Origin of the sequence: Candidatus Didemnitutus sp. (assembly GCA_019634575.1) — a bacterium.
Classification (GTDB): domain Bacteria; phylum Verrucomicrobiota; class Verrucomicrobiia; order Opitutales; family Opitutaceae; genus Didemnitutus.
In genome coordinates this window covers 3573120-3586824 of record JAHCAY010000001.1, presented here as the reverse complement: position 1 = coordinate 3586824, position 13705 = coordinate 3573120, and the positions used below count along the sequence as shown (strand labels likewise).

Genomic DNA, 13705 nt, shown 5'->3' with positions numbered 1-13705 from the left:
ACTGTTACCCGATGCCTGCGTTGCCCCAGGCGCTGCGCCACCGCGGAATCGCGAGGCGTGTTCCTGATCGAATTTCTTCCGCCGCGGCCAGCCCCACTCTGGCCTCTCACGGTGCAGATGGGCATCCGGCATTGCGTGGTCAAAACGGACCCGCACTGGACACGCCTGCCGCCGCCGAGCGAGATCGACACGCTGCGGACGATCCAGCGCGAACTCGCGGAGGCCGGGCTGACGCTGATCGGGCTCGAAGGCGACCCGATCGACATGACCCGCATCAAGCTCGGCTTGCCGGGTCGCGACGAAGACATCGCCACCTACCGGAAAATGCTGCGCAACATGGGCGAACTCGGCCTGCGGCTGCTCTGCTACAATTTCATGGCCGGCATCGGCTGGCACCGCTCCGACGCCGGCGTGCCCGGCCGCGGCGGCGCGCTCGTGTCACGCCTCGACCTCGCGCAAATGCCGGCGACCCTCACCGAACACGGCGAGATTTCCGCCGAGCGCATCTGGGACAACTACGTCCATTTTCTCCGTGCGATCCTGCCCGCGGCGGAAGCCGCCGGCGTGCGCCTCGGCGCGCATCCCGACGATCCGCCGGTGCCGTCGCTGCGCGGACTCGGACGGATTTTCCACGCGCCGGAACAGTTCCAGCGCGCGCTCGGCTTGTCGGCATCGCCGGCGCACGGACTGACGTTCTGCCAGGCAAACTGGAAACTCATGGGCGGACCCGACGGCGCCGAGACGCAGCGCAGGCTCGCCGCGAACATCGAGCATTTCACGCGCACGGGGCGCGTCCACTTCGTGCATCTGCGCGACGTCGTGGGTGACGCACGGTCTTTCACCGAGACGTTCCACGACGAGGGTCCGACCGATTTCCCCGCAATGCTGCAGCTTTATCACACCGCCGGTTTCCGCGGGCCGGTGCGCTGCGACCACGTGCCGACGATGGCCGGCGAACCGAACGACCAGCCTGGTTACGGCACGCTCGGCCGGCTCTTTGCCGACGGCTACCTCCTCGGCCTGATGGACGCGCTCGACGTCCGCACCTCGCCCGAGGAGTGGCTCCACACCCCATGAACCTGCCCGTTTCCTTTTCGCTGCGCGGTCGCCGTGCGCTCGTCACCGGCGCCTCGACCGGCATCGGCGCCGAGATCGCGCTGACGCTCGCGCAGGCCGGCGCCGATGTGGTCTTGCATCATTTCCAGGATGCGGCCCGCGCCGAGGCGGTCGCGACGCTCGCCCGCACCCGCGGTGTGAGGGCGGCGGTCATCGAGGCCGATCTTGGCGCCGACCGCGCAGGCGCAGATGCTGCGAATGCCGCGGTCGCCGCGCTGGGCGGCATCGATCTCCTCGTGCTCAACGCCGCGATCCAGATCCTCGACGACTGGCAGCGCGTGAGCCGGGCGGACTTTGACCGGCAGGTCGCCGTCAACCTGCGCAGCTCGCTCGAGCTGCTCCAGGCCCTCCTTCCCGCCATGGCCGAACGTGGATGGGGTCGCGTGCTCGTCGTCGGCAGCGTCCAACAGGTCGTGCCGCGACCGAACATGATCGTCTACGCCGCCACGAAGTGCGCGCTCGGCTCCTTCGTGCTCAACCTCGCGCCCCAGTTCGCCGCGCGCAGTGTAACGCTCAACACGCTCGCGCCGGGCACGATCCACACCGACCGCAACGCCGCGCGCCTCGCCGACCCGGCGTTCGCGGCGAAGGTCGTCGCGGGCATTCCGGCCGGTCGCATCGGCACCCCACGCGACTGCGCCGGCGCCGCACTGCTCCTCTGCTCCGACGCCGGCGCCTACATCACCGGCCAGACTCTCTACGTCGACGGCGGCGCCTCCCTTTAACTCCCCAGACCCATGTCCATCGATACCTACCGCAAGGAAGTCGGAATGATGAAACTCGAGAAACTGATCGCCGCGCGCGAAGAGGTCTCGACCAAGCCGTTCCCCGTCCCCGTCCCGGAACTGCTCGCCCGCTACGAGCAGCTCTACACCGGCGCGATCAGCGACGTGTTGCGCGAGTTCGCACTACTCGACCAAGCGCTGCCCTGCCATCTCAAGCCGCTGCGCCCGGAGCGCACCGTGGCCGGTCTCGCCTTCACCGTGAAAAGCGCGCCGAACGTGAAGATCACGGGCGAAATGAAATTCCGTGAGGAAATGCTCGGCCACCTGCACGCCGACAGCTTCGTGGTCTGGGACACCAGCGGCGACGAGAAGGCGACGCTCTGGGGCGGCGTGATGACCGCGACGGCGTTCGGCATGGGCGTGCGTGCCGCGTGCATCGACGGCGGCATCCGCGACACACACCAGATCATGGAAAAGGACTTCCCGGTGTTCTACAAACACCGCATCCCGAACGGCTCGCTCGGGCGCTGCCTCATCACCCACTACCAAGTCCCGATCCTCCTCGGCAGCACGGTGGTGAAACCGGGCGACGTGATCCTGGGCGACATCGACGGCGTGATGTGCGTGCCGCGCGACATCGCCTACGACGTCCTTGTCCGCGCCGAGGAGATCAAGGCCAACGAGAAGAAGATTTTCTCTTGGGTCGCCGCCGGCGAGACCGTGCAGCAGATTTCCGAAAAAGGTGGCTACTTCTGAGTCTGCGCCGGCGGAAACGGTTGCGCTGGCCTACGGCCAGACCGGCCTGTCGCTCGACCTGAGCGGCATCGATGCGGTCGTGCTCCGGCCACGTCACGCCGCCGCGTTGCCCGACGAACGCGCCGCCTTCGAGACGGCGATGCGCGCGCCCATCGGCACGCGTCCGCTGCGCGAACTCATCGCGGCGCACGAGACCGTCGCGGTCGTCGTGCCCGACGGCACGCGTCCGCTCCCGAGCGACCGGCTGCTGCCGTGGCTCTTCGCGGAGCTCGCTCACGTGCCCGCCGAGAACTTCACCATCGTCATCGGCACCGGCTCGCATCGCGCCAACACGCCGGACGAGCTCGACCGCATGCTCGGTCCCGCCATTGCGCGCCGCTACCGCGTGGTGAACCACGACGCGCACGATCCGGCGACGCTCGAGCGCGTCGGGCGGTCGCGCTTCGGCTACGACGTGGCGTTCAATCGCGAGACCGTCCGCGCCGACCGGCGGATCATCATGGGCTTCATCGAGCCGCATTTCATGGCGGGCTTTTCCGGCGGCTACAAAGCCGTGTTTCCGGGCGTGCTCGGTCTCGACGCGATCCAGAACTACCACGGCGCCCGCGTCGTCGGCGATCCGTTGAGCACGTGGGGCCGGCTCGAGAACAATCCCACGCAGGAACGCGTGCGCGAGGGCGGCGCGATGCTGCCGATCGACTTCTGCGTGAACGTCACGCTCAACGCCGCGCACCGCATCACCGCCTTCTTCTGCGGCGAAACGATGGCCGCGCACCGCACCGGCTGCGCGTTCGTCAAGGAGACCGCGATGACCGCGTGCACGGAACCGTTCCCGATCGTCGTCACCACGAACAGTGGCTTCCCGCTCGACCAGAATCTCTACCAGACGGTCAAGGGCCTCTCCGCCGCCGCACGCATCGTGCAGCCGGGCGGACTCATCCTCTGCGCGGCGCGGTGCAACGACGGCTTCCCCGCGCACGGCAACTTCCGCGACCTGCTCTTCCGCGCCGAAAGTCCGGCGGAACTCCTCGCCACGATCGAAGGCGCCACCGCGCCCGTGCTCGACCAGTGGCAGGCGCAGCTCTTCGCGCTCATTCTCCAGAAGGCACGCGTCGGACTCCACAGCGAGATGGCCGCGGAGGAACTGCGCCGGGCCTTTGTCGAACCAGTGGACGATCTCGGTCGCGCCTTGCGCGCCGAAATCGCCCGACTCGGCGGGCGCCCGCGGGTGGCCGTGTTGCCGGAAGGGCCGCTGACGATTCCGTATCTAGCCCGCTGACTTGCGCAGCAACACGCACGCCGGTGCGATGATCGGCCAACGCTCGGAGCAACGTCCCAGCTCGCCCGTGTCCGGATTGATCGGCAGCACGGCCAGTTCTCCGGCGTGCTGATTCGCCACAATCAGCCAACGGCCGTCCGGAGTGATTGCGAGGTCGCGCGGCCAGCGCCCGCCGGTCGGCACCACTTGGATCAGTTTCACCTGCGCTCCGTCGCCGAGATGGAAGACGGCGACCGTGTCATCGCCGCGATTGGAGCAGAAGAGAAAGCGGCCGTTCGGATGCAGCCTGATCGCGGCGGTTTGGTTCGGGCCATCGGACCGATCGCGCGTCGAATGCAGCGCCAGCAACTCCATCGGCTCTCCGCGGGCGCCCACCGCCAACACCGCGAGTTGCGAACTCAATTCGCACAGCACGAAACAATGCCGACCGTCCGGGGCCATCGCGAGGTGCCGCGGACCGGTCCCCGGCGGCAACTTCGTCGTCGCGATCCCGCTGCCCGCGAGCGCATGCCAGACGACCTCGTCCGCACCGAGCGCCGGCGTAAGCACGCCGGTGTTGTGGAAAACGACCTGGTGCGGATGCGCCTGGAGTTGCCGCTCCGGATGAACGCTGCTCCCGGCAAACGCCCAGCGCGGTTGCAGGTCGATCAGGTGACCGCTCGGGCCGAGTTGCCCCAGAGCGACGTTCGCGCCGCGATAGTTCGCGACGGCGAGCCATTCTCCGCGCGGATCGACGGCGAGGTGCGAAGGCGTCATGCCGCCGCTCGGCCACTGGCGCCGGAACGTCAGCCGATCCGTCGCCGCGTCCACCTCGAACTCGCACACGCCGCCCGTCGCCGCAACGCCGAGCGATCGAACTTCGTTCACGCAAAACAGCACGTCGCGTGTCGGATGGAGCGCCAGATAGGCGGGATCCTCGGCGCCGAGCTGCTGGAGCTCGCAAAGGAAGCGTCCGCTCGTGCAGCAGAACTCCAGCACGACGATGCCGCGCCCGCCTTCGCGCGTGTAGGTGCCGACATAGGCGATCAACCGACTCATCTCACGCCGGCGTCAGCGCGTGGCGCCGAACACCACTTCATACCACAGCGTCCGGCACTCCGGTCCGATTGAAAACGTGATCCGACTCGCCTCGCGACGCACCGGCACTTCCGCGCGGCGCTGGCCTCGCTCGTCGAGAGCCCAAACCGCAACCTCGAGCGAAGTCATCACAGAAATCTCCGCGGGGATGCCCTCGACGACGACTGGTGCGCTGCCCCAGGCCGTGACGCTGTCGCGCGCCGACGATTTCCAGATTTGCCCGGTGTTCTCGAGGTCGCCGCAAGCCACGAGCAGCGCGCGGCCGGCGGTGCCGATCGCGTTTCCGTCCATTTGCGTGAGGGCGATCGCCGACCAACCCTGGCGCGTCGTGCCCGGTGCGATCATGACCGGGCCGAGCTCAAGGCGCCGGCCGTCGGTGAAGCCGATCGCAGCCTTGGTGCGCGGGGTGTCGACGGTGAAGACGCCCCGCGGAGCGCGCGCGTCCCACCGCAATTCGCCCGTATCGCTCGCGATCGGCCCGGCGTAGGGAAAACGCGGCGGCGTGGTGAGAACCGGCGCGGGAGCGCCAAGACGCAGGCTTTGCGGGCGGCGCAGCGCGTCGAAGCGGCTCGCGCCGAAGTGTTGTCCGCCGATGTTCACGCCGTAGCGCGTCGTCAGTTCGAAAAATTGCTCTGCGCTCGCGTTCGTCTCGTGGCCGGAAGCGGGCGTGGCGACGTCGCCGCGCCGGAAGAGCGCGGCAGCGACCGGCAAGGTGGCGAGTTTCGCGCTGTGCGCCCAGATGTCGAAGTTGCCGTTGATCTTCGCCTCGTCCCACGGCTGGTTGCCGTGCGAATACGAGTAGACGAAAAACGCGTCCCAGTCCTGCAGCGCCGCGTAAGCCGCCACGATCGGGAATGCCTCCGCGCCGTAGGTGTTCGGCGACGAGTGGTTGTATTCCGTGACGATGAGCGGCTTGCCCGCGACGCGCTGCAGCGCGAGGTCGGAAATCGTGCGCGCCTCCGCGTGATTGACCATGGACTCGTTGCCGACGGTCCAGAGCGCGCGGTTCGTCTTGTCGGGATATTCCGGATGCTGCCAGTAGGCGTGGATGTCGACGACGTCCATCTCGGCTTGGAGCGGCAGCGTGCTGTAGGAATACAGCTGCGTGCCGACCACGAGCGCGCGCACGCCGAGATCTTCCTTCAGATAGCGCTGCATCTCGCGCCAGTAGGCGGCCTCGGTTTCCCAAAGGAAGCGGACCCAGTCGCGTCGCCTTGGCTCGCCCTGAATCGCGTAATCGCGCCGCCGAATGATCGCGTCGCCGTCCGTCGGGAGATTGTGTGCGCGCCGCCATGCCGCCCACTGCCGCGCGAGTTCTGCGACGTAGAATTCGGGCATCTCGTCGAGCGATTTTTCCCACCAGCGGCTGACGAGGCCGTTCTCGTTGTTGATCTCGACGAATGCCACCGCCGGCTCCTGCGCGTAGGTCGCGCCGGTGTAGGGATTCACGTGATGCAGGAGCGTGCGCGCGAAATCCTTTTGCAGCGCGATCATCCCGGGCGTGAACAGGTCGACGCCCTTGTGAAACAGCGGCATGCCGGTCCACGTCGGGAAATCGGGATAGATCCGGCTGACGTGGAGGTTGAGGTCGGCGTAGACTCCGTGCGCTTTCAGGCGGCTGATGAAGAAGTCGAGCCGGTCAAGCTGCACTGGATCGATCGTCTTCAGGTCGGGCTGCCAGAGCCCCTTCGGCGCGGCGTCGCGATCCATGTGGTGAAAGCGCACGCAGTTGAGGCCGAGCTTCGCGAGATGCGCGGCGATCTTTTCCGCGTCGGCGTGCGTCGGGAAATTGGCCGCGAAGGAGAAATTCACGCCGATGAAGCGCATGCGCCGCAGGCCTTGCGGAGCGGCCGGGTCGGGTTGCCAGAGATGACCGTCCGCCGCGAAGACCTGGCCGCGCGCTCCGGCCGGGGCGTCGTTCCACGCGGCGACGTTGGCCACGCTCGGCGCGGCGTCGTCCCAAGGAACGACGAACGGGAACAGCGCGCTCGCCGACTCGACGGCGCAGGCGGCCGCGGAGACCAGCATCGCGCCACAGGCGCCAAGGAGATGAAGCGAGCGGGCGATCATGCGCGAGATTCGGAGGAGGGCTTGAAACAGGCGCGGACCACGAGCGCGCCCAGCGGGTGCATCACGGCGGCGACGACGAAAATCGGACCGTAACCGACCTTCTCCACAATCGGGCCGATCCACAGATTGACGAGCATGGCGGTCGTGACCGAGACGGCGCCCATGAAGCCCATCGCACTCGCGACGGCGTTACTGGGGAAGATGTCGGCGAGCAGCACGGCCGAATAGAAGAACCACGACTGCGCCACGGTGTAGACGAAGCACAGCAAAAGGAGAATCACCGGCAGTGAGGACGTGCCCGCGAGCAGCGCGCCGATCGGGGCGAAGAACGACAGCACGAGCAGCGCACGCACGCGCGACGCGGCGGGATTGGCCGAACGCGCGGCATGCCGGTCGGACCAACGCGCCGTGAGAATCGCCACCAGCGACGCCACGCCGGAGGGAATCCAACCGACGGCCCCGAGCTGCGGCAACGTCAGGCCGATGCGCTCCTGCAAATAGCCCGGCAGCCAGAACAAATAGAAATACCAGACCGGCTCGCTGAGGAGGCGTCCCACGAGCACGCCGATGAAGCGCCGTTCGCCCAAAATCACCCGCAGCGGCGGCGCCGGCTCGTTCGCGGCGACGTTTTCCCCCTCCGCGACGACACCGGGGCGCTCGTGGTCCGCCCACCACCAAGCGACGGCGAGCAGCATCCCCACAATCCCGGGCACGATAAACGCCGCCCGCCAGCTCCACGCGCCCGTCAGCGTCGCCACGATCGGCGGCGCCAGGATGGCGCCGACCGCGGTGGCGGGCGAGTTGAGGCTCATCAGGAACGCACGGTGGACCTTGGGAAACCACTTCACCTGCGCGCGCATGCCCGCGGGAAACGCTCCGGGTTCGCCCGCGCCGAGCAGCATGCGGGCACCGGCGAGCTGCCAGAGGTTTTGCACGGTGCCGCAGAGCGCGGTGGCGGCGGACCACACGGTGATGAACACCGCCATCGGGCCGCGGCTGCCGAAGCGGTCGACCAGTCGGCCGCTCACGAGATACATCGCGATGTAGGGCAGCATGAAGGCCGTCACGATATAGGAGTAGTGCGTGTCGGTGAGGCCGATCTCGACCTTCAGCGTCGCCTTCAGGATCGAGAGCGTCTGCCGGTCGAAATAGTTCAGCAGGTTGACCGCGAAGACCAACGCGAGGATCACCCAGCTTTGGCGCGGAATGCGCGCGTTGGCGGGCGCAGGATTCATGGTTGCGCGAGCGTCACCAGCGGCCAGTCGTCGGTGCGGAAGGGCGAGGCGGGCAATCCGACGGCGTTGGCGAGGGTCGCGACCGGGCTCTCCGTCCAAGCGTAGCGGACTGCCACCGGATCATGCAGCGCACCGGAGACGACCAGCTCGTCGCCGTCGACGCGGGCCTCGGCGGGCACGAAGCGACGGTCTTCGCCGGCGATCGTGAAACCGCGGATCGCGCCACCGTCGTTCGCCTTCAAGCCGCCGGCCGTGTGGCTGAAACGCAGGCGCCAGGTCGCACCAGCGCGCTTCGCCTGCACCAGCACGGGTCCGCTCGTTTCCAGCGTTTCGCCGTAGATTTGTTCGCGCGCGAGCAGGCTGAGGCGGCGGCCGACCTCGCGTTTGTTGCGCGGGTGGATGTCGTTCGGTTCCCCGATGTCGATGGTCACGGCCATGCCGGTGTGCGGGACGTGCAGCGTCTGCAGTTGCGCTTCGCGCAATTCCGCCCACGGGCTGCCGGCCGCGGTGTCACGCTTCGCCAGGTAACCCGAGATCTGCACGTAGAGGAAGGGCAGGTCGGGCTGCTGCCACTCCCGCCGCCAGCTCGCGATCAAGGTCGGGAACAGCTTCCGGTAGGTCGCGGCGCGCGGCGCATCCGACTCGCCCTGATACCAGATCACGCCGCGCACTCGCAGCGGGAGCAGCGGCGCGACCATGCCGTTGAATAGCCCGGATGGTTTCGACGGATGGCCCGGACCGATGGGCGGCTGCGGCTTTGCGATCGTCTGTTCGCGGGTGGGATGCGGCCCGGCGGCAGCTTCCCAGGCGCGCAACTTTTCAAGGTAGGGCAGATTTTTCTCCGGAAAAACCCGGCAGGCCTCCTCGTAGCGCGTGATGAAAGCCTCCAGCTCCGCATCGCGCGCGAGGTCCTCGTGCGGCGTCCACGCCGCGGCGGGCGTGCCGCCCCAGGTGCTGTCGACGATGCCGACGGGCACGCCGAGCTTCGTCTGGATGAACTTCGCGAAATAATACCCGACCGCGGTGAAGCTGCCGGAAGCGGCCGGCGAGGCGGCGCGCCATTCGCCGCTGACGTCGGTCTGGCGCTCGTCCTTGAGCGCGCGCTTCACCTTGAAGACGCGGATGCCCTCATTTGCCGAGGCCGCGATTTCCTCCGCGGCACCGGTGGTCTCGCGCAGCGGCCACTCCATGTTCGACTGGCCGGAGGCGACCCAGAGCTCGCCGAGGTAGACATCCTTCACCTCGATACGGTTGTTGCCCTGCACGGCGAGGACGTAGGGACCGCCCGCGGACAGCGCGTCGAGTTCGAGCGACCAGCGACGGTCGTTCGCGGCGATCGCGTGCGCGGTGCGCCCGGCGAGATGCACCGCGATTTTTTCGCCAGGCTCGGCCTCGCCCCAGAGCCGGATGGCGCGGTCACGCTGGAAGACGACGCCGTCGCTGATCAGCCTCGGCAGGGAAACATCGGCCAGGGCGGCCAACGGGGTGAACGCGAGGGCGAGCGCGGCCAAGGCCGCGCGGCTGCCCGAGGCGGGCCGCCAGAGGGAGAAACGATTCATGGAGTTGAGGTGACGAAGACTCAGGCGCGATCGGCGCGCTCGAACCAGCGCCGAAGCGTCTGCGCTCCGGCCTTGCCTTGCAAGGTCCAGCCGGTGTCGCCGGCCGGATCGATCTTGAACTGGGGACGCTGCTGCTGCTCGTCCCATTTCCACCAGAAGAAGCCGCCCCACCACGGCTCGGCCCAGAACAGGCGACACATGGCTTCGAGGTAGTTGGCCTGTTCCTCGGCGGAATAGGTGCCGGCGGTGCGATACTCGGACGGGTTCATCGCTGCGCCAGCCATCGATCGGCAGCCGGTCTCGCCGAAGATGATCGGGAGGGAGAGCGCTTGGGAAACCGCGCGGAGCTTCGCCACCGTCGGCTGCATGCCGACCATCATGGCATCGGCCGAGGCGCCGGCCCCCGAGGCGCACGGCGTGTAGTAGCTGATGCAGACGGCGTCCAAGGCGCGCAGCCACGCCGGCGGCTCCGCGCGCTCGAGCAGCGTGGGCGGCTGCACGTCGTAGCAGAGATGGCCGGCGTAGTGGCGACGCGCGGCCGCGACGACCGGCGCCCAGCGATCGTTGTGCACAGCGGCCTCGGCGGCGAAGAGTTCGCAGCCGAGGCAATACGACTCGCAGCGCGTGCGCTCGGCGAGCGCGGCGTAATGCGCGACGCATTGGGCGAGGCTGGCGAACCACTGGCCCCAGTAGTCGTGGCGGCGGCCCTGGATCTGCTCGTCGCCGTTGGGGAACGAGATGTTGCCGCGCCACGAACTATCGAGGCACTCGACCATCGGCTTGAGCATGACCTTGATGCCGTGGCGGTGAAACCGCGCGATGATGAGCTCGAGTTCGCTGTCGGAGGGCGTGAACTCGAAATCCTGGAACAGGCGCGTGCTGTGGAAGGTTTCCTGAGCGACGGTCGCCATCAGCGCGACCCAGCGGACGCCCGCGGCGGCCATGGCCTCGACCTCGGCATGTGCGGCGGGCGAGGCGTAATAGCCGCGCTTGGCCATGAAGCCGAAGCTCATGCCCCGCATGACGGGGACGGCGGCGGTGACGGATGCGGGCGATGCGGCCGCGGGGGCGCTGACGGGAGACATCGGATTTCAGAATTCGAGCGTCGTCGAGAGGGTGAACTTGCGCGGCTCGAGCCAGCGGAAGGTGGCACCCGTGGTCATGAGCGGATTCGTCGAAATGCCGTCCTGGCGGTAGGTCGACGTGCTGAGGTAGACCGGGTCGCGGTTGTTCAGGAGATTCGAGACGTTGAGCTGGAAGCGCGCGTTGACCTTGCCGAATTTCTTCATGTAGGTCGCGTGCGCCGTGAGCAGGTAGTAGCTCGGCGAGAAGACGTAGGCGAACGGGTTGGTCGCCTCGGCTCCGATCTTGCCGCGACCGCGGAAGTTGCCGCCGGCACCGACACTGAGGTTCTTCATCGCGCCGTCGCGGAAGGTGTAGGTCGCGTAGGCGTTCGCGGTGTAGGAGAACGTATTGGTGAGCAGCACGCCGGGGACCGCCGCATCGAGGGTCGACTTGATGTTGGTGAGGTCGGTCTGGATCTGCGCGCGGTTCGGGTTGCTGGCGTCGTTCGCACCGGCCTGCCAGGTGGCGAGGTTGGCGTCGTAGTAGGCGCGGAGGCCGGCATTGAGGTTGATCGCGGCGTTGTCGGGGCGCGCGTAGTTCGCGGTGAGGCGGAGCGAGCGCGTCGGGTTGGCGGTGACTTCGAACTCGTAGCCGCTGGCCTCGAAGTCGCGCGAGTCGCGGTAGTTCACCGTCGCGAGATCGACGCGGCCGAGATTGGTCCAGATGCGATTGATCTCGGTCTGGCGGACGTTGGTGAACGCGAGCTGATTGATCTGCTTCGTGTTGTAGCGACTGAGCGTCAGGTAGAGTTTGTTGTCGGGCAGCGAGACCTTGATACCGAAGTCAGTGCCGCTGCTGCGCGAGATGTCGGGCGCGGAGCCGTCGATCAGGTTGGCGCCGGCACCGGGGGGCGCGAAGGTTTCGGAGTAGTTGCCGAAGATGCCGAACCAACGGAGCGGGAAGGCGACGAAGCCGCCGTTATAGCTCGTGGTGGAAATCTTGCTCTCGACCGGCGTGCCCATGACGCGGATGCCGGTGACGGGATCTTGGGCGCCGTTGAGCGTCGCGGCGCGGCGGTAGAACTCGTCGTAGCGGACGCCGGCGAGGAGGTTGATACGGTCGCTCCAGAGCGCGGTGCGCGAGGCGGCCTGCGCGTAGTCGATGCGCTGGATCTGGTCAGTCGCCGCCGTCGGGACCCAGTCGATCTGCGCGCCGCCGAGGTTCGGCAGCGGACCCCAGTTGTAGGCACCCGGCTCATCGTAGTAGATGCGGACGCGGTAGATGTTCTCCGCGGCGGTAACGTTCGGGTTCGTGCCATTCACGCGGCGTGCGTCGCCGGCGTAGTCCTTGAAGGCATCGATGCGCGAGCCGGCGATGACGTTGAGGTTCTGGAAGACGTATTTGAATTGATGGCGCCAGGCGATCATGGCTCGGAGATCGCTGACGGCGTTGTCGGTCTTCGCGCGCTGACGAGTGCGGTCGGTGTAGGGGACGAGGAACTTCGGGTTGGGCTGGCCGTTGGGCAGCTTCTCGTTCACGTCGATGCGCCACTCGCGGAGCAGCGTGATGCTGTTCGGCGCCTCGCGCTGGACCAGTGTTTGGTTGTAGGCGAGTTCGGCGAAGAAGTCGTCCCCGACCTTGTGGTCGAGCGTGGTCGTGAAGGTGTAATACGGGATCTCGACGATCGTGTCGGGCTGCTGGGCGTTGAACTCGCGCGAGGGCAGCACGGGGAAGCGCGTGGAGATGAACGTGCGCTGCGTGGGCTCCAGTGCGAGGGAGGTGCCGCCGGTCTGGTAGGAGTTGGTCCAGTTGGCGTAGCCGAGGCCGGGTTCGGCGGGAATGTCGAGGAAGTAGGCCGAGCTGGAGACGCGTGCGATGCCCTTGCCGGTGGAGGGCGTCGTGGTGCCGTTGAAGGTCGTGAGACCGTCCCACGTCGACGCGAGGTCCTGGTAATAGGTCGAGACGATCTGGCGATCGAAGCGTCCGTATTCACCCTCGAAACGGAAGTTGTTGCGCTCGGTGAGGCGCACCGTGCCGGCGAGGTGCGCGGCCTGCCGCGTCCAGTCGCCGCCTTCGCGCCAGTTCGCGACCTTCGTATCAAGCAGGTTCAGGCGGAGCGCGAGGCGGTTCTTGAAAACGTGATTCACGTCCGCGGAGAAACGGTGGCCGCCGTAGGAATCGAAGGTGGCGCCGACCTTCTGGAAATTGCGGTAGAAGTTCGCGCGCTTCGTCCAGACCGTGGGAATGCCGCCCATGTTGGAGTCGCCGAAGAGCACGCCGTTCGGGCCGCGCGCGAATTCGAGGCGCTCGGTGTTGTAGTTGTCGCTGTCGAGATACCAGATGAAGTAATTGCGGGTCGGGAAGCTGGCGGAGAGGCCGCGGAACGACACCGTGTAGCCGCCGTTCACGGAGGAGTCGCCCGTCAGATAGGTCGGTGTGCTGTTCACCGACCATTCGGAAGCGGCGGCGAAGTTGGGAATCGCGAGATCATCGAGGAACTCGCGCGTGAGCACCGAGACCGCGGCGGGCGTGTCCTTCAACGGCGCGTCGGTGCGTCCGCCGGCGAGCGAGTTGGCCGCCGTGTAACCCACGTCGCGATCGACGGTCACTTCGAAGGGCGAAAGAGTGTAGGTCGTCTCGTCGGTTTTGGCGGGCGCGGCGGGCGCGGTTTGCGCCGAGACGGAGGTGGCGAGCGTGAGCGACAACGCCGCCAGCGTGGCGAGGCGCGACGCGCACAGAGGAGTTTTCATAGCGGAGGGGTGGGACCGGGGTTGAGGGGTGACTGGAGGCTCTCACGCGATTGGCGGCGGTTCGGAAACCATC

Annotated in this window: 10 protein-coding genes; 4 read left to right on the top strand and 6 right to left on the bottom strand. The window is 67.4% G+C overall.

Annotation, left to right across the window (positions count from 1 at the left end; all coding sequences use genetic code 11):
* The first annotated feature begins 135 nt into the window (after positions 1–135).
* From KF715_14880 to larA, 4 genes are read left to right on the top strand one after another with little or no spacing between them, the layout of a single operon-like run.
* Positions 136–1077 carry a mannonate dehydratase gene (locus tag KF715_14880; GenBank protein MBX3737978.1) on the top strand — a complete coding sequence of 314 codons (942 nt, stop codon included), beginning with the start codon at positions 136–138 and terminating at the stop codon, positions 1075–1077.
* Positions 1074–1841 (top strand): SDR family oxidoreductase, encoded by a 768-nt coding sequence (locus tag KF715_14875; protein MBX3737977.1) that lies wholly within the window; start codon positions 1074–1076, stop codon positions 1839–1841. Before KF715_14880 ends, KF715_14875 begins: the two co-directional genes overlap by 4 nt.
* A 12-nt stretch (positions 1842–1853) precedes the next feature.
* Positions 1854–2597 (top strand): RraA family protein, encoded by a 744-nt coding sequence (locus KF715_14870; GenBank protein ID MBX3737976.1) that lies wholly within the window; start codon positions 1854–1856, stop codon positions 2595–2597.
* Positions 2584–3876 carry a nickel-dependent lactate racemase gene (gene larA, locus KF715_14865; protein ID MBX3737975.1) on the top strand — a complete coding sequence of 431 codons (1293 nt, stop codon included), beginning with the start codon at positions 2584–2586 and terminating at the stop codon, positions 3874–3876. Before KF715_14870 ends, larA begins: the two co-directional genes overlap by 14 nt.
* On the opposite strand, the gene KF715_14860 is transcribed toward larA, so the two are convergent.
* The 6 genes from KF715_14860 to KF715_14835 are packed head-to-tail and all read right to left on the bottom strand — an operon-like array spanning position 3865 to position 13632.
* Positions 3865–4914, bottom strand: coding sequence for a lactonase family protein (locus KF715_14860; GenBank protein MBX3737974.1), 1050 nt, complete (start codon positions 4912–4914; stop codon positions 3865–3867). The two genes, larA and KF715_14860, sit on opposite strands and share 12 nt — an antisense overlap.
* A gap of 12 nt (positions 4915–4926) precedes the next feature.
* Positions 4927–7023, bottom strand: coding sequence for a hypothetical protein (locus tag KF715_14855; protein MBX3737973.1), 2097 nt, complete (start codon positions 7021–7023; stop codon positions 4927–4929).
* Positions 7020–8258 (bottom strand): MFS transporter, encoded by a 1239-nt coding sequence (locus KF715_14850; protein MBX3737972.1) that lies wholly within the window; start codon positions 8256–8258, stop codon positions 7020–7022. The genes KF715_14855 and KF715_14850 overlap by 4 nt, the downstream gene beginning before the upstream one ends.
* A complete protein-coding gene (locus tag KF715_14845) occupies positions 8255–9817 on the bottom strand; it encodes a sialate O-acetylesterase (protein MBX3737971.1) in 1563 nt (520 codons plus the stop codon). Before KF715_14845 ends, KF715_14850 begins: the two co-directional genes overlap by 4 nt.
* Before the next feature lie 20 nt (positions 9818–9837).
* The gene (locus tag KF715_14840; GenBank protein MBX3737970.1) at positions 9838–10902 is read right to left on the bottom strand and encodes a hypothetical protein; all 1065 of its coding nucleotides are present in this window, start codon (positions 10900–10902) and stop codon (positions 9838–9840) included.
* Positions 10903–10908: 6 nt separating this feature from the next.
* Positions 10909–13632, bottom strand: coding sequence for a TonB-dependent receptor (locus tag KF715_14835; GenBank protein ID MBX3737969.1), 2724 nt, complete (start codon positions 13630–13632; stop codon positions 10909–10911).
* Positions 13633–13705: the final 73 nt, after the last annotated feature.

What these genes read in the sequence shown, in the direction of transcription:
- KF715_14860 (MBX3737974.1), bottom strand. Translation starts at nt 4,914, where the DNA reads ATGAGTCGGTTGATCGCCTATGTCGGCACCTACACGCGCGAAGGCGGG.
- KF715_14835 (MBX3737969.1), bottom strand. Translation starts at nt 13,632, where the DNA reads ATGAAAACTCCTCTGTGCGCGTCGCGCCTCGCCACGCTGGCGGCGTTG.
- KF715_14840 (MBX3737970.1), bottom strand. Translation starts at nt 10,902, where the DNA reads ATGTCTCCCGTCAGCGCCCCCGCGGCCGCATCGCCCGCATCCGTCACC.
- KF715_14875 (MBX3737977.1), top strand. Translation starts at nt 1,074, where the DNA reads ATGAACCTGCCCGTTTCCTTTTCGCTGCGCGGTCGCCGTGCGCTCGTC.
- KF715_14845 (MBX3737971.1), bottom strand. Translation starts at nt 9,817, where the DNA reads ATGAATCGTTTCTCCCTCTGGCGGCCCGCCTCGGGCAGCCGCGCGGCC.
- KF715_14870 (MBX3737976.1), top strand. Translation starts at nt 1,854, where the DNA reads ATGTCCATCGATACCTACCGCAAGGAAGTCGGAATGATGAAACTCGAG.
- KF715_14850 (MBX3737972.1), bottom strand. Translation starts at nt 8,258, where the DNA reads ATGAATCCTGCGCCCGCCAACGCGCGCATTCCGCGCCAAAGCTGGGTG.
- KF715_14855 (MBX3737973.1), bottom strand. Translation starts at nt 7,023, where the DNA reads ATGATCGCCCGCTCGCTTCATCTCCTTGGCGCCTGTGGCGCGATGCTG.